General features: G+C 37.0%; 13 protein-coding genes. 3 read left to right on the top strand and 10 right to left on the bottom strand.

Features of this window, described 5'->3' with window-relative positions; all coding sequences use genetic code 11:
• The first annotated feature begins 26 nt into the window (after positions 1 to 26).
• Positions 27 to 1,028, top strand: a complete 1,002-nt coding sequence (locus JO950_RS01305) for a DUF3078 domain-containing protein (protein WP_202700701.1) — start codon at positions 27 to 29, stop codon at positions 1,026 to 1,028.
• A gap of 204 nt (positions 1,029 to 1,232) precedes the next feature.
• Here the strand turns inward: JO950_RS01305 and JO950_RS01300 are convergent, their stop codons facing one another.
• Positions 1,233 to 2,579 carry a deoxyguanosinetriphosphate triphosphohydrolase gene (locus tag JO950_RS01300; protein WP_202700700.1) on the bottom strand — a complete coding sequence of 449 codons (1,347 nt, stop codon included), beginning with the start codon at positions 2,577 to 2,579 and terminating at the stop codon, positions 1,233 to 1,235.
• Between the two features lie 706 nt (positions 2,580 to 3,285).
• Positions 3,286 to 3,864, bottom strand: coding sequence for an outer membrane beta-barrel protein (locus JO950_RS01295; RefSeq protein WP_202700699.1), 579 nt, complete (start codon positions 3,862 to 3,864; stop codon positions 3,286 to 3,288).
• Positions 3,865 to 4,008: 144 nt separating this feature from the next.
• Between JO950_RS01295 and gldA the strand changes: the two genes are divergently transcribed.
• Positions 4,009 to 4,905: a gliding motility-associated ABC transporter ATP-binding subunit GldA gene (gene gldA / locus JO950_RS01290; RefSeq protein WP_202700698.1), complete on the top strand. Its 897-nt coding sequence runs from the start codon at positions 4,009 to 4,011 to the stop codon at positions 4,903 to 4,905.
• Between the two features lie 467 nt (positions 4,906 to 5,372).
• Complete coding sequence (locus JO950_RS01285) at positions 5,373 to 7,496, top strand: outer membrane beta-barrel family protein (RefSeq protein WP_202700697.1); 2,124 nt, start codon at positions 5,373 to 5,375, stop codon at positions 7,494 to 7,496.
• 598 nt (positions 7,497 to 8,094) lie between these two features.
• Here the strand turns inward: JO950_RS01285 and JO950_RS01280 are convergent.
• The 8 genes from JO950_RS01280 to metH form a co-directional block, all read right to left on the bottom strand.
• Positions 8,095 to 9,252 carry a PepSY domain-containing protein gene (locus tag JO950_RS01280; protein WP_202700696.1) on the bottom strand — a complete coding sequence of 386 codons (1,158 nt, stop codon included), beginning with the start codon at positions 9,250 to 9,252 and terminating at the stop codon, positions 8,095 to 8,097.
• A gap of 91 nt (positions 9,253 to 9,343) precedes the next feature.
• A complete protein-coding gene (locus JO950_RS01275; protein WP_202700695.1) occupies positions 9,344 to 10,588 on the bottom strand; it encodes a DUF4374 domain-containing protein in 1,245 nt (414 codons plus the stop codon).
• A gap of 30 nt (positions 10,589 to 10,618) precedes the next feature.
• Positions 10,619 to 12,967, bottom strand: a complete 2,349-nt coding sequence (locus JO950_RS01270; RefSeq protein WP_237732253.1) for a TonB-dependent receptor plug domain-containing protein — start codon at positions 12,965 to 12,967, stop codon at positions 10,619 to 10,621.
• 293 nt (positions 12,968 to 13,260) lie between these two features.
• Positions 13,261 to 14,670 carry a pyridoxal-dependent decarboxylase gene (locus JO950_RS01265; RefSeq protein WP_202700694.1) on the bottom strand — a complete coding sequence of 470 codons (1,410 nt, stop codon included), beginning with the start codon at positions 14,668 to 14,670 and terminating at the stop codon, positions 13,261 to 13,263.
• A gap of 305 nt (positions 14,671 to 14,975) precedes the next feature.
• Positions 14,976 to 16,199: a dicarboxylate/amino acid:cation symporter gene (locus JO950_RS01260; protein WP_202700693.1), complete on the bottom strand. Its 1,224-nt coding sequence runs from the start codon at positions 16,197 to 16,199 to the stop codon at positions 14,976 to 14,978.
• A gap of 166 nt (positions 16,200 to 16,365) precedes the next feature.
• On the bottom strand, positions 16,366 to 17,025 hold the full coding sequence (locus JO950_RS01255) for a class I SAM-dependent methyltransferase (protein ID WP_237732252.1): 660 nt from the start codon (positions 17,023 to 17,025) through the stop codon (positions 16,366 to 16,368).
• A gap of 200 nt (positions 17,026 to 17,225) precedes the next feature.
• Positions 17,226 to 18,182 (bottom strand): methylenetetrahydrofolate reductase [NAD(P)H], encoded by a 957-nt coding sequence (gene metF / locus JO950_RS01250; protein WP_202700692.1) that lies wholly within the window; start codon positions 18,180 to 18,182, stop codon positions 17,226 to 17,228.
• Positions 18,183 to 18,342: 160 nt separating this feature from the next.
• Entirely contained in the window at positions 18,343 to 21,018 is a 2,676-nt protein-coding gene (metH, locus tag JO950_RS01245) for a methionine synthase (protein WP_202700691.1), read from the bottom strand.
• Between the last annotated feature and the right edge of the window lie 64 nt (positions 21,019 to 21,082).

The raw sequence follows: 21,082 nt of genomic DNA, 5'->3' as shown, positions 1-21,082 counted from the left end.
TTGCGCTGTCAAAAAATAAAATCACAATGAAATTATTGCGTTCTACCCTTTTGCTTTTGCTGCTTTTGTGTACTTCAAATAACTTTGCTCAAATTATACAAACGACTTTGGATCCTGGCGAATTACCTGCTCCACCATCAAACTGGACCAAAAAAAATCAACTGGGCTTTGACATTTCCGAAATTGCTTTTGTAAACTGGAGCGCGGGGGGAACAAGCTCGATCTCCGGACTTTTTAAAGGTGAGTTTAACCGAACTTATATTAGAGGGAATCACAAATGGGCCAATGAACTTATTATAAAATACGGTCTAAACCAGCAAGACGGTACTGAACTCCGAAAAACTGATGATGCTTTTCTATTCAACTCAACTTACGGTTTTAGAAAAGATACGATCTCAAATTGGTACTACTCGGCGAAATTCAATTTCAATACTCAATTTACTGACGGGTACAATTACCCTAACAAAGATGTTGCGATCTCCAGACCTTTTGCACCAGCTTATGTCTTTCTTGGAGCAGGAGCTGAAAATTCAGATAAAAAGAAAAACCGAACCTTATATTTCTCTCCCATAACCCTAAAAACTACCTTAGTTCTGGATCAAACTTTAGCGAATCAAGGATCTTTTGGTGTGCGAAAAGCGACTTACATAGTAGATCCAATGGACCCGAATTCTAAAATTTTAGTTGAAAACGGGCAGAAGGTAAAAGCCGAATTTGGTATTCTGCTTACCGGATACATGAAAAGCGAGATTTACAAAAACATCTTCTACGAAAACCGATTGAGTTTGTATACTGATTATCTAAACAAATTTGGAAACGTCGATATCGATTATGATACCCGTCTGGATCTTGTGGTAAATGCTTATGTAAAAGCAAATATTGGCGTACATCTGGTGTATGATGATGATATCAAAACCAAAAAAGACTTTTTTGATCCTGCTACCGGAACAACTTCACAAGTTAACAATGGACCAAGAGCCCAGCTAAGACAAGTCTTAGGCGTGGGTCTCGTATATGCTTTTCAATAAAATATTAAACGTTGGTGTAATTCATTTTAACACATAGTGACATAGGTTCTGTGTCAATAAAAAAGACGTTTTACTTTATTTCAATACACATATCCTTCTCTGTGAAAGAAATGTATTTCTTTTTTAGTTCTCTTTTTACACCTGAAATCTATGTTCCTATGTGTAAAATCATTTTCTTGTCAATTACCTCTGCAGCTTAGCGTGTTATTTGTTTTTTCTGCCGTTAATGGTTTCAAACAGCTCCAGTGCATTCCCGTCTGTTAACAAAGAAACGTAATGACAGATATGCAGCAAACGTTCGTATAAATTGGATTTCTCTAAGTGATGTTTTTCAGGCAGCATTTTCAAAAGCAGTTTATCGTAGTTTGAAGCAGTTCCTTCGTATTTGTTGTTGAAAGCAGTTATAAATTTATCCAACAGGGTTTGAATAATCTGATACCCTACAATTTCTTTTTCAACCACCTCGCGGCTTTGGTAGATTTTATCGACACTTAGTTTGATAATATCATCCATTTGCGCTTTGTATTTACTCTTATCTGTTAAAGCAAAAGGAAATTTCCCATCCAAAATAGCTTCTTCATTTTCAACAAAAACATTTACAGCGTCATTTATCAATGTTCCGATAGCCAAAGCACGTAAATAACTAATTCGGTCTTCTTTTGTTGTTAATGTCTTGTATTTGGCTACTCCGATATTGTCTTTCACCAGTTTGATTAAATACTCTAAGGCATAATCTTCTGAAACCAATCCCAGATTTATTCCGTCTTCAAAGTCAATAATGGTATAACAGATATCATCGGCTGCTTCGACCAAATAGGCTAAAGGATGTCTTTCGAAACCAATATCGTCTCCTGTTTTATTGACAATCATGCCCATATCTTTGGCAACTTCTTCAAAAAAAGATTTGTCGGTCTGAAAGAAACCGTATTTTTTGTCAGCGATATTCTGGGTAGGCTTTTTAGGCAAACTTTCTTTCGGATATTTCATAAAAGCACCAAGGGTAGCGTAGGAAATTCGAAGTCCTCCCTCAATTCCCGGACGGCTTGCTGTAAGCACCGAAAATCCATTGGCATTTCCTTCAAAATCAATTAAATCCTGCCATTGTTTTGCCGTTAATTGGTCTTTGTATTTCAAACCGTTTCCTATCGAAAAATACTCTCCAATTGCTTTTTCTCCTGAGTGTCCAAAAGGAGGGTTTCCTATATCATGCGCCAGAGAAGCCGCAGCTACTATAGCGCCAAAATCGTTCATGTGATACCCGTGAACTTCTTTTAGATGAGGATATTTTTCGATGATTTTTTTCCCAACCAAACGCCCTAGTGAACGTCCAACCACCGAAACTTCTAAACTGTGTGTCAATCTGGTATGCACAAAATCGGTTTTCGAAAGCGGAATAACTTGTGTTTTATCCTGTAAAGAGCGAAATGCTGCCGAAAAGATTATTCTGTCATAATCAACTTCAAAACCCAAGCGGGTATCGTCCTGTTCTACACGTAATCTTTTGCTGGTATCGCCTTGGCGTTTGAGTGATAAAAGTTGTTCCCAGTTCATTTTCAAATTTAGATTTTAGATTTTAGATTTTACGATCTAAATGCCAAAAATACGTTTTATTTTAGGATAATATTGAAGAAAAATTGGCCACCGATTAATTTGATTTAAAAGATTAAAAACTTTTGTTCGCCACAAATTCACAAATTAAGCTAACCGCAATGATTTGTGATAATTAGTAGAATTTGTCACAAAAAAAGAACCGCAATGATTTGTGATAATTCGCGAATTCGTGGCAAAAAACCTATTAAACACATAGAAACATAGATATTAACCGAAGAATAAAGGAAATCAAAAGAAATACATTTCTTTCACATAACAGTCTATCTGTTTTTAAACAAGTGAAACGCTTTTTTAAGTTTACAAAGACTATGTTTCTATGTGTTAAAACAATTTCGCGCAACGAGTTTTTATTTTAAATATATTTTGTTGTTGTTTTTAGTACCAACCGGCGAAGTCGAAGTTCTTGTAGTTATGATTTCTTTTCGACTTCGCTATTGTTGGCTTTTTTTTTAGCAGCAGAAGATTTTTTTTTTCAAAAGACCTTCAGTCCCGCTATCCGTTATATCTTTTATGGCGAACCCCGCCACAAAAGGATACCACTTCTATCGGGGCTAAACAACAAATTTTACTTTTCATAAGATAATCTGAAAACAAAAAAAGCACCCGCCGTGGCGGATGCTTTTCTGAAATTGAATACTATTTAAGATTAGAAGTTTTTAGAAACTCCAATGTTAAATGTTCTACCAAAATTAAAATCGAAGTTTTTAACTTCTGGTCCATTGTTATCATAGTTTAAAGTGTTGTACCCTAAACCTCCAATGTTAAAGTTTAAACCAAAACCTTTTTTCATGTCGATGAAAAGAGCTGGTGTAATACCAATGTACATACCGTCTGCTTTAGCAGTTGAAGTCATTGGTCCTGTGTACGTTTTTTGTTTTGCACTTTGAAAACCTGTTCCTAATTCAGCGAAGAAAGCGAAAGTTTGGTTCAATGGCATAGTGTAACGTAAAAATGCACCTAATTTAGTAGTGTTGTTTTTCACTTCGTTTACTCCACGCTCGTCTCTGCTTGAACCAAAAGAAGCCTCACCCCCTACAGTCCAGTTGTCGTGAAATTGGTAACCAACTTTTGGAGAAAAATCAAATTCATTCGTTTTAACCTCGTTGTTCCCTAAAGTTGTAGTTTGAGACTTGTAACCAATACCACCACCAACTAAGATTGTTCCTTTTTGTGCGTTTGCAAAGCTAACCATAGCTAATGCAAGAACCACCAACATTTTTTTCATTATAAATTATTTTAAATTTGATTTCCTTTTAACAAGAACGATGCCGTAACGACTGGCTTTTATATTTTTTTTATGATTTCTTTAAAAGACAAAAATGTAGCAATCGAGCGTATTTCTGTTTACTTTTGTAGCAAATAAAAAGTCATGTCGATAGCAGTAAACAACATATCAAAAAGTTACGGAACGCAAAAAGCGTTAAATGAAATTTCATTCTCTATTGAAAAAGGAGAAATCGTCGGATTTTTGGGGCCAAACGGAGCGGGAAAATCTACATTAATGAAAATTTTGACGACCTATTTACTGGCAGATAACGGCTCAGCCCTTGTAAACGGTCATGATGTCATGACGGACGCAAAGGCAGTTCAACGTTCTATTGGCTATTTACCGGAACATAATCCGTTGTATCTGGATTTGTATGTTCGTGAATATTTGGCTTTTAATGCCGATGTTTATCAGGTTCCAAAATCAAGAATTGAAGAAGTCATTCAACTGACAGGACTGTCAGGTGAAAGTCATAAAAAAATAGGACAGCTGTCTAAAGGATACCGCCAGCGCGTGGGACTTGCCAATGCTTTATTGCACAATCCGGAGGTTTTAATTCTGGACGAACCTACTACCGGACTGGACCCTAACCAGTTAATGGAAATTCGAAATGTGATCAAAAATGTAGGGAAAGATAAAACCGTTTTTCTGTCTACTCATATCATGCAAGAAGTCGAAGCCATCTGCGATCGTGTCATTATTATTGACAAAGGACAAATTGTTGCCGACAAAAAATTAGACCATCTGGTATCTGAAAATGCGGAGCAAGTGATTGAGGTAGAATTTGATTATCAGGTAGAAGAACAGCTTCTGGCTAAACTTGAAAATATTACAGCCTACAAAAACACACACGATATGACCTGGGAACTAACTTTTGTTTCTGAAAAAGACATGCGTCCGGCTATTTTTGATTTTGCCAATGAAAATGGCTTAAAAACATTACAACTGAACCAGAAAAATAAAAATCTCGAAGCCGTTTTCAGAGAAATCACAAAGTAGGGAGTCCAACCTTACTTCCTTTTAAAATAAAAACCAATTTGTTCTATTATAGAATAAGTTGGTTTTTCTGCTTTTATTCCTCTCCTCCTTTTCCATTTTCTCAAACTCTGTGAAGTCTTGTTTTTACAGGCATTTTCCTCAAATTTTTAATATTTCACCAGATTTTACACTTTTCTTTCAAAACAGGAACCCTTCAATATCAATGTTTTACATTATTTGTCGTAAATTTTAACTATATTTATTTAGACTTATTATAAATAGTGTTATATTTGACAACTGAAACTTCAAATAATCACTCATGTTTTCAATACTTCCTCCTATAAAAGCCTCGATATACAAGCTCTCCAACCGATTAACAATTCTTCAAAACACCCTTTCTGATAAACTCGAACAGCTCGTTCTGCAATAGCATACAGCTTCCGTACCCAAAATCAAAAATTACTTTACCCCCATCATTCCAAAATACCATGAAGAATATTATAACATCTATTGTACTTGCCTTTTCAGTCTACGGATATTCACAGACGGAAAAAGGAAAAGACAGCATTGTCGAAACCTCGATCAATGCTTTAGATGAAATTGTAATCACAAAAAAGAAGGTTTTATATACTCAGAAATCAGATCGACTGGTTTTTAATGTAGAAAACAGCATTGTTTCTGAAGGCGGCACTGCTTTAGACGTTTTATCCCGTGCTCCGGGCGTTGTCGTTTCTCAGGACGGCGAATTATCGATTCGCGGACAACAAGGTGTCGGAGTGATGATTAATGGCAAGTTAACACAGCTTTCGCAAAAGGAACTTGCCAATTATTTAAAGTCAACTACCTCATCCAATATCAAACAAATTGAAGTGATTACGAATCCTTCTTCTAAATATGATGCGACCGGTAAAGCCGGAATTATTAATATTATTTTAAAGAAACCTAATGCGGGAGGACTTAAAGGAACGGTATTCACCAACTACGGAAGAGCCCGTAAGAACAGAACCAATTCAGGGGTTAATTTAAGCTACAACAAAGAAAAATTTGGCGTTTACGGAAATTACAGTTACACTTTTAGAGGTGAGGAAGAACGTAAAGAATTCGATCAGATTCAATATACTGATAATACACGTCAGACTATTTCAACAAAAAACCATCAGACCTCGGTTACAGACGAACCGCTGACTTCTAATAATTTTAAAATTGGAACTACCTACGAAGTTTCTCCTAAAACGAATTTAGAAGTGTATGTCGATGCCAAACTGGGGCGTTACGAGAACATTGCTAACGGAAGAAATACACTGCTAAATGCTTCAAATCAGCTGCAATTTGATGCTTTAACCTTCAACGACAGTAAAGAAAAGTGGAATGATTATACCTATGGTTTTTCAGGAGTTCATAAATTTAATACCGAGGGCAAAAACATGTCTTTTGATTTCGAGTATGAAACGTCAAAGTTCAGATCGAATCAGTTTCAGAGTGCAAAAAATATAGATCCAGCTATTGCAGCTAACATTAATGATCGCAGGGGGTTCATTCCGTCGCAATTGAGTGTTTTTACAGGAAAAATTGATTTCGTCAATCCGTTAAAGGAAAAGCAGTCTATCGAATGGGGCGCTAAAGCCAGCGTTAAAAACAATGACAATCCATCAGTTTACGAGTATTACGACAATAATCAGTGGATCGTTGATCCTAACTCAACCAATCATTTTGAGTACAAAGAACAAATTTATGCTGCCTACGCCAATTACAAATACCAACTGGAAAATCTAAATATTCAGGGAGGATTAAGAACAGAATATACTGCGATTGAGATACTACAAAAAACCTTAAATGAAACCCACAAAGACGATTATTTAAAATGGTTTCCAAGTGTTTCTTTAAAATACGAGTTGAACAGCAATCATTCTCTACATGCGTCTTATAGTAAAAGAATCAACAGACCGAGTCAGTTTGATTTAAATCCGTTTCGTTTTTACGATGATTCTTTTAATTATTCACAGGGAAATCCGAATTTGGTTCCTGAGATTACACATTCGACAGAAATTGGATACGCCTGGAAAAGTGCTTTTATGGCTTCGTTGTATTTCAGTAAAACCAAAGATGTTTTTACAGAGGTTTACGATTACAATCCCGCCAACAACACTACTGTAACTTCCCAAATTAACGTGAGCAAATCCTTTAATTATGGTGTGAATATTACCAACACAGCCGAAATTTACAAATGGTGGTCTGTTAATACACTATTCAACATTTTCGAGAATAAGTTTATGGGGAATGTGGTCAATATGGATAAAATTAATCCTATTGTCACTTTAAACTTAAGTGTTCAGAACTCTTTTACGATCACCGAAAGCCTGAAAGCTGAAGCTAACGCACAATATCAATCCAGATCGAATCTTGGTATTTATGAAAGAGATGCTTTTTTTGATTTTAGTATTGGAATCTCGAAACAGGTACTGGCTAAGAAAGGAAGTATCAAATTTAATATTACGGACATTTTTAATACCAATAATTTTCACATCAATTCAGTCATAGCTCAAACGAGCATCAATAAAAGATATGATCTGGACAACCGTATTGCTACTATAGCCTTTACGTACAGAATTTAATATTTGGATCTTTAGTTTCCTTGTTTTTGTTTTTTTTTTGAATGAAAGAGCCTGTTTGTAGTTAGCAGGCTCTTTTTATTTTCTAATTGTAAATGTCCCATAAAGCCACACCCACAAACTTCGGAAAATGTCATAATGCCACAAAATTTCAGAATGAAGATTAACGTTTTTTGATTTCAGATGTTTAGAGCTGTACAAAATTGACCATTTCACTATTGACCATCGACAGATCAAAAATCATTAATCAAAAATCTTAAATCTATATTTCTCCTGCAGCACACTGCCACAAATAAAAGGACCTTGAAAATAATATTGAAAACTTCGTCAGACTGAGCGAAGCCGAAGTCCCCAAAAAAAAGTGATCCTGCATACAAAAAAACAACTTCGCTTTGCCTGACGTGTCAGACTGAGCGAAGCCAAAGTCCCCCAAAAAAAGTAATCCTGCATACAAAAAAAACAACTTCGCTTTGCCTGACGTGTCAGACTGAGCGAAGTCGAAGTCCGACAAAGCCAAAAAAAAGTCTTTTGAGGAATTTCACTTCACACAAAAGACTTTAAGGAAACTAACTAATACAAAACGGCTAAAATCAAATCAACACTAAGCTTTTGATTTTTGCTTTTTCTTTCTGCCCCACCAGATGTAAAATCCGGTAATTGGTAAACTGGCGCAGATTAAACTGCCGATGAAATAAATTATTTTGGTCGACAATCCTCCTATTGCACCAATATGAAGGCTGTAATTGGATCGCATCAACCAATCTGAAAAACGCTCATTACCAATATATTTTTCTGATTTTGGAAGTAATTCAAGCGTTTTGGAGTCAAAATACAGATCTCTCCAAATACCTTTGTACATGTCCGTACAGGCGTAAAAATCTTCTTTCGGATCATCGGGAAAATGAATGATAACCGCTTCTTTGTTTTCTTTGGCAATTTCCGTCCGAACCTTTTTCCAAATAAAATCTACAGCAGTCAGTTTGTCTAATTGTTCTTTGGACAAGGGCTCTTTTTTAACCGAAACGGTCTGCTCTTTTACCTCTGCCCATCCTCCACTAATCCAGTAGGTACTTTCTCTTAGCCAATGAAAACTCATTAACAATCCGGTAAAAGAAATCAATACTGCCAAAATGAGCACATAAAACCCCATTACATTGTGCAAATCATAATTGAGGCGTTTGAACTTAGCCTCCCACTTTATTTTAAAACTGCTGTTAATGGTTGTTTTGTTCCACTTTTTCGGAAACCACAATAGTAGTCCGCTAATCAATAAAAAGAAGAAAATAAAGGTTGCCCAGGCGGTTATCTGTGCTCCAATATCCCGCTCCAGCCAAAGATTCCGATGTCCTTCATCGATTATGTGAAAGAAATCTTCATGATCGACCATCCCGGTAATTTTACCGTTATAGGGGTTTACATAAATCAACGAATCCGATTCGATATCAACTTTAACTGATTTGTCTAAACCATTATACCAGAAACCATGAATTTCTTTGTTGGGCAGTACTTTTTGAACTGCTGCATAAATTTGAGAAGGGGGTAATAAGTGCTCAGGACTTTGAGCCTCGACATTGAGCCAGGGAGAGGTAAACTCTTTGATTTCGTGTTCAAAAACCAAAATACAGCCGGTAATTGCCATGATAAATACAATTATTCCGGAAGCGAGTCCCAGCCATAAGTGCAGCCAGGCATTGATTTTACTAAAGCGTGATTTTCCTTTATTGGGTGGTTTACCCGTGCGGTTTTTAATAATATTCATTAAAATAGTAATTTGAAACTAAGACAAAATTTATAAATAAAACGGCTTGAGGATTTTTAGTAATCCTCAAGCCGCTTAAAAATGTGGTAATTTAGTAGGTAAGTTTACCAATTGAAGGCAAATAAAGACCTTCTTTAATAAGTGCACCCGCTTTTGCAGTACCGGTTACAATATCAATTTGGTACACACGAGCCTGATCGCCTGTTACAAAACTTTTGTATGCTTTTCCGTTCTCTACAAACATACTTCCCAACCCGAAGAATTCATCTCCGCCATGATCCGGCAATCCCGTAACTGCTAAGATTGTTTTAGCAGATAAATCCAATATTGCCGATTTGAAAATTGTTTTTGTGTTAAGGAAGCTGTACACAGAATTGGCAGCGTCAACTTCGGTAGGGATATAGGAGATGAAAACTTTCTCTCCTCCTAAAGGATAAGCGGCAAGAACTTTCCCTTTTAACGTACTTGACTGAAGATCGAAAAAGTAACCCGGGTCAAACTTGGCATCGCCTTTTCTAACACGTAAAACTCCTGATGAAACACCCGTAACCGGATAACCTCCTGCACGTGCATTAGACGAGAACGTATAAATATCCCCTGATTCTGTCTGAACAATTCCAGTATTGGTATAATAAAGACCAATTGCAGTTGTTCTGGCATCTTTTATGGTGCTTACATATTCTAAAGAAGGGTATTTGTACACTCTCATAGTAGCATCAGATGATAATACTTTATTGGTTCCGTCGCTTACATCTTTGGTATACACCGGAACAAAAAGTTTATCTCCTGACACTGCCGCTCCTGTTGGCCAGTATAATATTTTTTTATTGGTTGGATTCACACTAAAATCGTTGAACTTACGGGCATCGATAGAAACAGTAGCAGGGTTGTAAATCATCAATTCGTAATCAGATGAACTACCGTCCCAGGTAGCACCAATATTGATCAGCTTTTTATCATCTGTATAACCTACAGCATACGATGACTCGAAAGAAATCTTATCTCCCGCTCCCAGCTTTCCGGAATTGTTCAGACGAAACGATACCGACCCTTCGTCTTCTGTACTTAAAGCAAAAAATGTATTGTTCACAGGAAAACAACTTCCTCCCTGCTCAATTCCAACTCCTTTTGCACTAATTTCTCCAGTCATTAACTGATCAGTAGAATTAAAATCTAATATATACTGCGTATAATCGGCCAGCCAGTAAGATGCTACATATTTAGTTCCGTTTACAGTTGGTGTTTCATCTTTAGAGGAATCATCACTGCTGCATGAAAAGATAGAGCATGACAGAAAAGCCAATGCAAAGCATTTTGCGAATTTGTTTACAAACATGATTATAATTATTTAGGATTATTATTTAAATTACTGTAGAAAGTATCTGAACTTTACTGAAAAAGCACGTCCCGGTTTTTGAACCTTAAAATAGTCGTATACCTTTATGTCGGTAATATTTCGGCATTCGAAAGCCAAATTGTATTTGCCGTTTAAAAAAGAATAGGCAACCATAGCGTTTTGTGTAAATTGTTCCGGAATAGCTTTTTTGGTTTCCAGACTTCCCAGTACCGGCCATGTCAGGTAAAAAGCATCGATATAATTGGCACTTACGTTTAAAGAAAGTTTATCGTCCTGATACCTGATATTTTTAAAATTAAACGTCAGGTCAGCGTTCCCGTAGAAGATTGGAACGTTGGGTAATTGCGCATTATACAATACATCAGGACTGGTTGTTCCCTTTTTAAATTTGTTTCTGTTTAGGCTTTTTTGATAGGTTCCGTTTACTTCAAAATTTACGAAGTCTTTGTATGCGTATCTCAGAACACCATCAACCCCCGTTATTTGAACATTTGCCAGATTTTCATAAACAGAAATGTTAACTAACTCTTGTTCTCTTATAAAATCTTTTGCTTCCCTGTAAATCAAACTCGTTTCGGCGCTAATTTGATTGTTCTTTTTTTGAGTAAGAAAAGCTAAACCTAAATTAACATTGTCACTATTTTCAGGTTTTAATCCTGTGTTACTAATTATGGTTAATCCATTACCCAACATTTCTTCAGCTGAAGGTAAACGATAAGCATGTTCATAAGATCCCTTTACTTGAAGTTTATCGGATAAACGATAAGCCGAAGTTGCACCATAACCGTAATTTGTAGATGATGAAGACTGGATTATACTATTAGAAATCATCTCAGTACCTAAATCAAATATTTTTCCAAAAACTGAAATGGCTAACCTATTATCCAAACTGCTAAAATTGTAACTTAATCCTAAAATATTTTTAGTAATCCCTGGTCTGCCAAGATCAACAACCTTAAGATATTCGTTTGATTGTTTACGTCTATAGTCCTGATAAGAATAATTTAGCATTACGATATGTTGTTCACTCAATTGATATTTCAAGTTTGATGTTAACTGAGCATTTGTTTCATCATAAATGTACAGCGTTTTGCTACTACTCAATTCTCCTTTGTCATTAGCCCCTGAAAACTGCCTGTATACGTAGTTTCCTGTCCAATCGTACACTCTTGACGAGGTATCTATAGAACGACTGTTTACTAAAGCATAAGTCGAACTAATATTTACAGATAACCCTTTCGTAAACAGGTTGTCTTTTTTATACTTTAAAGACGTAATAAAACTCTCACTATCCATAAAAGCCTGTCCAATGGCAGTTTGCATTGTTTTACCCTGCTGAATTTCCTTCTTGTTACCGGCTACCGCAAAACCAACAAGCAGATAATCAGCAAAACTTTTGTTTTTAAATCCGGCTTCAGCCATTATCGTTCCCGATTTATACCCATCGTGGAAGTGCTTGTATTTTTGTTCCGGTAAAAACTTCGAGGTATTTTTATCCACCACACTTACATCTACCTTATAATCATTGTCGGCATAATTTGCAAAAGCGTTAATATTGGCAATAAAACCATCACGACCGGAGAATCTCGTGTTTATTGCTGCTCTGTGAGTATTAAACGATCCGTAACTATAAGAAGCATCGATGTAACGGTTTACATTTTTGTTGGTCACGATATTAACAGCTCCCCCAAGTGCATCTGCTCCTAACTCAATAGGAACAACACCTTTGTACACATCAATGCGTTCAGCCATGTTTACCGGAATATTATTCAGTGTAAGAGCTGAACCATAACTGTCCATAGGCACTCCGTCTAAAAAGAATTTAACCTGATTCCCGGAGAAACCATTCAGTGAAAAATTAAAAGCCGATCCCAGTCCTCCATATTCCCGAATGCGGACTCCTGTGGTTTTATTCAACACCTGATTTAAATCCGCAGACGTATTGTAGGTTTTCTTTAAATCTATGGCTGTAATATTATATGCCTGTTCTCGCACTCTTTGAACTTTGGACTTTCCTGTTACTGCAACTTCGTTTAAAGCTGCCATATCTTCTTCCATCGTAATATCCTGAGTAGGCTTTCCTCCCAGCTTTAGAAAAATTGCCGTTTCTGTGGTTTTATAACCCACATGTGTAACCAGCAAAACATAATTTCCTGGCTTGGCACTAATTTTATACTCCCCTTTATTATTCGTCAGTGTACTGTATGCTGTTCCTTTTAAAGCTACCGAAACTCCTTCGGCAGTTTTCCCAAGATGATTAACAATAACTCCTGTTAAATTTACTTTGTCCTTTTGTGAATACCCTTGAAGTGAAATAAAAAAAAGGACGATCAAGGACATTAATCTACTTATTTGCATCTAATAAATTTTGGTTTGAAAATTAAATTAGCAACAAAATTAGGCTCTCAAAAGGTTTTTTCCAAGTTATTTTTAATTATTCTAAATAAGAATAGTAATTAACTTTTAACCAAAAGAAAATATAACAAACAAGTCAATTCTTAAAGAATAATTAAATTTTACTTAAGCTTTCCTTAAGAAATCATGAGGCGAAAATTAAAAAATCCAAACTGACCGCACTTCAAATTTTCAAAAAAGGGCAAAAAAAAGCCCGATTAGCATCTAATCGAGCTTTAAAAATTTAAACTATCGAATTAAAAATCCAATTCAGAAATAGTCTTTTTTATCTCTTCGATAATTATTTTGATATCATTTTCAGTAGTGCGCCAATTGACAAAAGACGCTCTAATACCTTTTCGGTTCTGATAAACCGTTGGCGTCATAAACACCTTTCCTGTATCATTTAAATGCGTCAAAAACGCACTTACATGCTCCTGATTATGGTCTCCTTTTAATGTAAAACAAACATTATTCAGTCGGATTGGAGCCAACAGTTCGAAGTTCTCATCTTCGATAAGGGCGTTTGCAAAATGCAGTGCCAATGCCGTACTTTTCTCAATGATGTCTTTAAATCCTTCTTTTCCGTAAGCCAATAAAGAGAACCAAACCGGTAAAGCTCTTAATCGGCGTGAATTTTCAGGCAATACGTTCAGATAGTTAAAATTCTCCAGAGGATTCCCTAAATAAGGCGCATTAGAATTTTGGAACGTCTCGATTTGCAGTCCAACATGCTCTTTTTTAATTAAATAAAAAGCACTTTCATAAGGCACGTTTAACCATTTATGGCAATCAATTGTAATACTGTCTGCACCTTCCCAGCCATCTGTAAGGTGTTTGAATTTTTCGGAAACTGCTGCAAAACCACCAAAAGCGGCATCAATATGCCACCAGAAATTGTATTTTTCTCTAAGTTTTGCAATAGCTGTAAAATCATCAAAATCGGCTGTATTAACCGTTCCCGCGCTCGAAATCAGGATAAACGGCTCTCCACTTAAACTTTCTATATTCTTCTGCAAGTCGTCGATATCAATAGCTTCTCTATTGCCTTCTGCTGTTTTAAGTACCGTATAATTATTACTTCCAATTCCCAGCATCGATAGTGTTTTTATGGATGAAGAATGAGGTGTCGCAGTTAAGATCGGTATGGCTCCGGAAACTCCGTTTTTAGCAAAATCTTTTCCTGACTGGGCACCAATCCACTGTCTAGCCACCCCTAAGCAGGTAAAATTTGACATGGTCGCTCCAGTCACAAATCCCCCTAAAAAAGATTCCGGAAGCTCTAATAACTGTCGCAATAAATGAATGGCCTCAAACTCGATTAGGGCCGAAGTTCCTCCCTGCGCTTTAACTGCCTGGGTATTCTGATCGTAAACTGTAGACAGCCAATCGCCTACAATAGAAGCTGGCGTTGATCCTCCGGTAACAAAACCTAAATACCTCGGCCCCGGAGAAGCTACCATCAATGGCGCCAGTCTCTCCTTAAATTCTTCCAAAGCCCCTAATGACCCTAAGCCTTTCTCGTTTAGTTTTCGGGTTGGATCCATTGTGTTTTTACTGGAAGTTGGAACGTTTTCAAGATTGTCCAAAAACGCTATTCCGTGCTGTTTTGCTTTTTCCAGAATGTTTTCAAGATCGTTCAGATCATTTTGAAGTATTGAATTCATTGTAAACTACTTTTTTATGCCTAGCTGTAAGACTTCCTTACTGCTAAAAATTAGCACACGGATTTTACAGGTTAAGCAGATTAACACTGATTTTAGTATTTAAGTTAATTCGTTGGGTATAATTTATTTTAACACATAGAAACATAGCTTTCTGCTTGAAATTAAGTCGTTTCACTTTTAATAAAACACAGAAAGGGCATGAAAAAGAATGTATTTCTTTTAGACATTCTTTTCACATTTCACATCCTAAAATCGATGCTCCTATAGGTTAAGTCCTTTTTTTTTTTTGCTATGAAGGAAGCCCGCTACCACTTCGTTTTTTCGGAAAACCTCGAGACCACCATCGAACAAATGAGATCTCCATTGACATTTAGCAAAGTCGCTATCGGGTCGACGAGAGTTCCTAAAATCATGGCAACCGGCAGGGCTTGTTCCATTGGCAGTCCGTAAACTGTGATGGCCAGAACTTCTCCAATATAACCTCCATTTGGAATTCCTCCTTCTACAATTGAAACGATTACGGTAATTCCAAGCGCTAAAAGTAGGGTCGAAGGCGCCGTAAAATCTTTTCCAAACATGGCAAAAAGAACGGTTATTTTAAGGATAGAAGACATACTTGAACCGTCTTTATGCAAGGGCGCTCCAAGCGGAATGACCAAATTGCGAACGTGTTTAGGAATGTTCATTTTCTCAGCGGCTTCCAGATTCGCAGGGATGGTGGCAATACTGCTGCAGGTTCCAACCGCCGTTAAAGCGGGTGTGATATTATTGCTCCAAAATACCACAAAAGCTCTTTTCCCTCCGGCCACTAAGGCGTACAAACTAAAAAACACAAAGAAATAGAAAATACAGGCCGCATAATAAACCCCTAAAGGTTTGGCATAAACACCAAACAATTGCGGACCAAAAACTCCAACCTGATAGGCAAAATAAGCCCCCAAACCAATTGGAGCTAATTTCATAATAAGGTTCAAAAGCTGCTTCATGACTTCGTTACCGGAATCCAGAAAACTTCTGAAAGCGCTTCCTTTTTCTCCGGATTGCAGACTCGCAAAACCTATTAAAAAAGAAAAGATAATAAGCGCCAGCATACTTTTTCGGGACAGCAATTCAAAGAAATCATTTACGGTAACCAGCTGTGCTATTTGCTCGCCAATACTTCCTGATTGGATGTTTTCTATCGGGACTTTAGACACTATAATATTCTGATGGATTGGAAAAAGATATACTGCTAAAATCATCACAATTGCCGAAATTAAAATGGTGCTTAAAAAAACCAGAACCATGATTACAAACAGTTTGCCCAATTTCTCTGTTCTTTCCAGACTGGCAATTGAAGACGCAATGGTAAAGAAAATTAAAGGGATAATGGCCGTAAAGAGCAGGTTAAGGAAAATATCTCCAAGAGGTTTTATAACCTCCACTTTTTCTTTGAAAACCAATCCTAAAATACTTCCAAGCAGGATTCCTCCCAAAAGCAATAGAATACTGCTGTAACTTTTTAGAAAATCGATCTTTTTAATCTCCATAATTTTAGCGGATTACATTCCGAAATAGCAACATAAAATAAAGTCAATTAAATTACTCAAAAAAAGAGTACTAAAATTAACTGTGAAAATTTTTAATCCCAAAGAGTCAAATTCCTCCGGAATCTATGAAAATATGCAAAAAAATACGGTGAAGAAGATTGGGGGATCAACGTTTGCCTAAAACCAAAGTAGTAAAAGCTCTGTCTACCAACTCACCCATTTTACTTTTTACTTTTTCAGTCAGTGTTTCTTTATGCACAACTTGGAAAGCTGTTTTTTCAATCAAACTTTCCGCTTTTTCAGTACTGTACAGATTGAATTCGAACTGAGTAAAAGGAAGCTGTTTCATAAAACTTTCTTCGGCAAAGGTGATGCAAAAAGTACCTTCCGGTTTTAAAACTCTGTAAATTTCTGAGAGTAACTTCTCCGGTTCCTGCCAAAAGTAAATGGTGTTTACCGTGAATATTTTATCAAAAGAGGCTTCTTCAAATGGAATATTGGTTCCGTTATAAAGAGAAAAGTGAGCCTGTTTTTTAGCTACAAAAGCGATATTAATTTGTTGTGCTTCCTGACACATTAACTCCGACATTTCAAGTCCGTAGTAAGTCAGATCCTGAGCCTGCTCTAGTACATACTCTAAATGTCCGGCATTTCCGTGGCCTAATTCTAAAATTGCATTTCCCGATATTACGTGCAGATTTTGAACGGAATGACGCGTCATATTGATGTTGGTTTCATGCATCATATTCGCCATTTCTATTCCTTTTTCTCCTGTAGGATGCTTTAGCTGAGCGGCTATTGCCTGTAATTCTTCTTTTTTCATCATCTTTAAAATAAATTCAAAATTAATCCTAAAAAGTAATTATCGGTAAAATTTTGTCCTTTCGAGCGAAAGGAGACTCGAGCAATAGCGAATAGGGGGAGCAAATCGCACTATTAGCTCCGCAAAACAAAGTACCAATCTTTGTCGATTAGCGAGTGTGATTTCTCCCTTGGGTCGAAAGGACAAACCATATGCTTAAAGTCTTAAAAAATCTGCCTTGCAATCTGGCGGATATTCTCTGATTTCCCCATTGAGTAATAATGCAAAACAGGAACTCCCGCAGCCTTTAATTCTAATGATTGCTGAACGGCCCACTCGATTCCGACCTGCTTGATTTCGGCATTGTTTTTACATTTATCTACAGCATCAATTAAATCCTCCGGCAAATCGATTCTAAAAATCTGAGGTAAAATCTGTAAATGTCTTTGAACCGCAATGGGCTTGATTCCGGGAATAATCGGAATTGTGATGCCAATTTCTCTTGCTTTTTCTACAAAGGCAAAATATTTAGCATTATCAAAAAACATTTGGGTCACGACATAATCCGCTCCTGCATCTACTTTTTCTTTCAGTCTTTTTAGATCAGATTGCAAAGAAGGAGATTCGAGGTGTTTTTCAGGATACCCCGCAACACCTATACAAAAATCGGCTTTATTATCAGCATCCATTAATTCATGAAGGTATTTTCCGCTGTTTAAATTATTGATCTGACGCACCAAATCAATAGCGTAACTATTCCCACCGGCTTTTGGCACAAAAGATTGTTCGTCTTTCATAGCGTCACCGCGAAGTGCCATTACATTATTGATTCCTAAATACTGACAATCTACCAGCATGTATTCGGTTTCTTCCTGCGTAAATCCTCCGCAAAGCAAATGTGGCACCGTATCAACATTGTATTTGTGTTTTATAGAAGCACAAATTCCAAGCGTTCCCGGACGCATACGCGTTAGCTTTTTATCTAACAGTCCGTTTCCTTTATCAATATAGATATATTCTTCACGCGAAGTGGTGACATCAATAAATGGCGGTTTAAATTCCATCAACGGATCAATATTATCATACAATTCCTGAATGCTCTTCCCTTTTTGAGGCGGAATAAGTTCAAACGAGAATAATGTATTTCCCTTCGCGTTTTCTATATGTTCTGTTACTTTCATTTTTTAATTATGAGTTATGAGTTATGAGTTTTGGAAAATGGTGTAAAAAATCTGAATCAAAAAACATAAATCAAATATTCTTTTAGTCTAAAGTCTTAATGTCCAAAGTCGAAAGTCACTTTCTTGGAGACTTTAAGACTTTTGACTTTATGACTCTATTTTAATCTGCTATATTAGGGTTCAACCATTTCATGGCATAGTCGGTTGAAACACTGCGTCGTTTGGCATAGTCGACTACCTGATCCTCTTTTATTTTCCCCAGTCCGAAATATTTACTTTCCGGATTTCCAAAATAGTATCCTGAAACGGATGAAGCCGGCCACATCGCCATGCTTTCGGTTAGTGTTACACCTATTTCTTTTTCTACATTTAAAAGTTTCCAGATTGTTGGTTTCTCCAAATGGTCAGGACATGCCGGATAACCCGGAGCAGGACGGATTCCTTTGTACTCTTCAGAAATCATTTCTTCGTTAGTTAAACTCTCCTCTGATGAATACCCCCAGATTTCTTTACGTATTTTTTCATGAAGATATTCAGCGAAAGCCTCGGCAAAACGATCCGCTAATGCTTTGACCATAATCGAATTGTAATCGTCCAGATCTTTTTCAAATTCAGCTGCCCATTCATCAACACCAAAACCGGTTGTTACACAGAATGCTCCCATATAATCCACTTTCCCGCTTTCTTTCGGAGCGATAAAATCGGCTAATGCAATATTTGGCGCACCTTTTGTTTTTTGCGATTGCTGGCGTAAAGTCAAAAAGGTCTGTAACGGTTTTCCGTTTTCATCTGTCAATTCGATATCATCATCGTTGATCTGATTGGCCGGAAATATTCCGTAGATCCCTTTTGCAGATAGTTTTTTCTCTGCTAAAATTACTTTCAGCATCGCCTGTGCATCTTCAAAAACAGAAGTCGCTTCTTTCCCTACAACCTCATCGGTTAATATTGCCGGATATTTACCAAACAATTCCCAGGTTCTGAAAAACGGTGTCCAGTCAATATACGGAACCAAAACATCCAGCTCTACTTCAACAATTTGTTCCCCAATGATATTTGGCTTCACCGGATTGAAATTTTCCCAATCCAATTGTAATTTGTTTTTACGCGCATCTTCAATGCTTAAGAAATTCTTATCTCTCGAACGATTCAAAAATGTTTCTCTAAAAGAATCGTACTCTGCACGAATATCGCTTGCATATATTTTACGGTTATGATCTAACAGATTTCCGGCAACAGTAACCGCTCTCGAAGCATCGTTTACGTGAATAACCGTTTCTCTGTATTGTGGTGCAATTTTCACAGCTGTATGCGCCCTTGAAGTGGTTGCTCCACCAATCATAATCGGAATTTTAATTCCTTGTTTGTCTAATTCTTTGGCCAAATACACCATTTCGTCAAGCGAAGGTGTAATCAATCCGCTTAGACCAATGATATCTACATTGTGTTCTATCGCAGCGGCAATAATTTTCTCCGGAGGCACCATAACTCCAAGATCTACAATCTCGTAATTGTTACAGGCTAAAACTACCGAAACAATGTTTTTACCAATATCGTGAACATCTCCTTTTACAGTAGCCATCAGGATTTTTCCGTTTCCTTGCTTGTCTCCCGCTTGTTTACTCGCTTCGATATAAGGCAATAAATAGGCTACGGCTTTTTTCATTACACGCGCCGATTTTACTACCTGTGGCAGGAACATTTTTCCGCTTCCGAACAAATCTCCCACGACATTCATTCCGGTCATCAAATTGATTTCGATTACCTCAATTGGTTTTGTAGCAGCCAAACGTGCTTCTTCTACATCTTCTTCAATAAAAGCATCCACTCCTTTAACCAATGAGTGCGTAATACGCTCCTGAACGGTTCCCAAACGCCATTCCTGAATTGCTTTTTCATCTGATTTTACTTCTCCTTTTACGTTCTCGGCAAAATCTAAAAGTCGTTCGGTTGCATCGTCACGTCTGTCCAGAATTACGTCTTCAACGTGTTCCAGTAAATCTTTTGGAATATCGTCGTAAATCGAAAGCATTTCCGGATTCACGATTCCCATCGTCATTCCGTTCTTGATCGCATGGTACAAAAATACCGAGTGCATCGCCTCACGAACGGTATCGTTTCCTCTGAAAGAAAACGAAACATTACTTACTCCCCCACTAATATGCGCATGAGGCAAATTATCGCGAACCCATTTTGTTCCTCTGAAGAAATCCAGAGCATTCAAACGGTGTTCTTCCATTCCGGTCGCAACCGGAAAAATATTCAAATCAAAAATGATATCCTGTGGAGGAAAATCAACTTTGTTCACTAAGATATCATACGAACGCTGACAAATTTCAACTCTTCGGTCATAATTATCAGCCTGACCTACTTCATCAAAAGCCATGATTATGGCTGCAGCACCGTAACGCTTGATTAATTTAGCATGATGGATAAAGGCTTCTTCTCCTTCTTTTAATGAAATCGAGTTTACAACACTTTTCCCCTGTACTACTTTAAGACCCGCTTCAATGATTTCCCATTTCGAACTGTCGATCATAATAGGCACTCTCGAAATGTCCGGTTCTGATGCAATTAAATTCAAAAATTTAGTCATTGCCTGAACTCCGTCAAGCATTCCCTCATCCATATTAATATCGATGATCTGTGCTCCTCCCTCTACTTGCTGCCTTGCGATATCAAGTGCCTCATCATATTTCTCTTCCTTGATTAAACGCAGGAATTTTCTTGAACCCGTCACATTCGTACGCTCACCAATGTTCACAAAAACACTGGTTGGTGTAATAATTAACGGTTCTAATCCTGATAATACAAGGTCTCTTCTATTTTCTGTCATTTTTCTTAAGGTACTAAGTTCCTAAGATTCTTAGGTTCTGAGTTTTCTATTCTTATTGGTCTCC

Origin of the sequence: Flavobacterium sp. UGB4466, assembly GCF_903469665.1 — a bacterium.
Classification (GTDB): domain Bacteria; phylum Bacteroidota; class Bacteroidia; order Flavobacteriales; family Flavobacteriaceae; genus Flavobacterium; species Flavobacterium lipolyticum.
The sequence above is the reverse complement of the archived record's forward strand: the minus strand, read 5'-3'. Positions and strand labels throughout refer to the sequence as shown.

What these genes read in the sequence shown, in the direction of transcription:
- JO950_RS01300 (WP_202700700.1), bottom strand. Translation starts at nt 2,579, where the DNA reads ATGAACTGGGAACAACTTTTATCACTCAAACGCCAAGGCGATACCAGC.
- metF (WP_202700692.1), bottom strand. Translation starts at nt 18,182, where the DNA reads ATGAAAGTAACAGAACATATAGAAAACGCGAAGGGAAATACATTATTC.
- JO950_RS01280 (WP_202700696.1), bottom strand. Translation starts at nt 9,252, where the DNA reads ATGAATATTATTAAAAACCGCACGGGTAAACCACCCAATAAAGGAAAA.
- metH (WP_202700691.1), bottom strand. Translation starts at nt 21,018, where the DNA reads ATGACAGAAAATAGAAGAGACCTTGTATTATCAGGATTAGAACCGTTA.
- JO950_RS01275 (WP_202700695.1), bottom strand. Translation starts at nt 10,588, where the DNA reads ATGTTTGTAAACAAATTCGCAAAATGCTTTGCATTGGCTTTTCTGTCA.
- JO950_RS01305 (WP_202700701.1), top strand. Translation starts at nt 27, where the DNA reads ATGAAATTATTGCGTTCTACCCTTTTGCTTTTGCTGCTTTTGTGTACT.
- JO950_RS01285 (WP_202700697.1), top strand. Translation starts at nt 5,373, where the DNA reads ATGAAGAATATTATAACATCTATTGTACTTGCCTTTTCAGTCTACGGA.
- JO950_RS01255 (WP_237732252.1), bottom strand. Translation starts at nt 17,025, where the DNA reads ATGATGAAAAAAGAAGAATTACAGGCAATAGCCGCTCAGCTAAAGCAT.
- JO950_RS01295 (WP_202700699.1), bottom strand. Translation starts at nt 3,864, where the DNA reads ATGAAAAAAATGTTGGTGGTTCTTGCATTAGCTATGGTTAGCTTTGCA.
- JO950_RS01260 (WP_202700693.1), bottom strand. Translation starts at nt 16,199, where the DNA reads ATGGAGATTAAAAAGATCGATTTTCTAAAAAGTTACAGCAGTATTCTA.
- JO950_RS01270 (WP_237732253.1), bottom strand. Translation starts at nt 12,967, where the DNA reads ATGCAAATAAGTAGATTAATGTCCTTGATCGTCCTTTTTTTTATTTCA.
- gldA (WP_202700698.1), top strand. Translation starts at nt 4,009, where the DNA reads ATGTCGATAGCAGTAAACAACATATCAAAAAGTTACGGAACGCAAAAA.
- JO950_RS01265 (WP_202700694.1), bottom strand. Translation starts at nt 14,670, where the DNA reads ATGAATTCAATACTTCAAAATGATCTGAACGATCTTGAAAACATTCTG.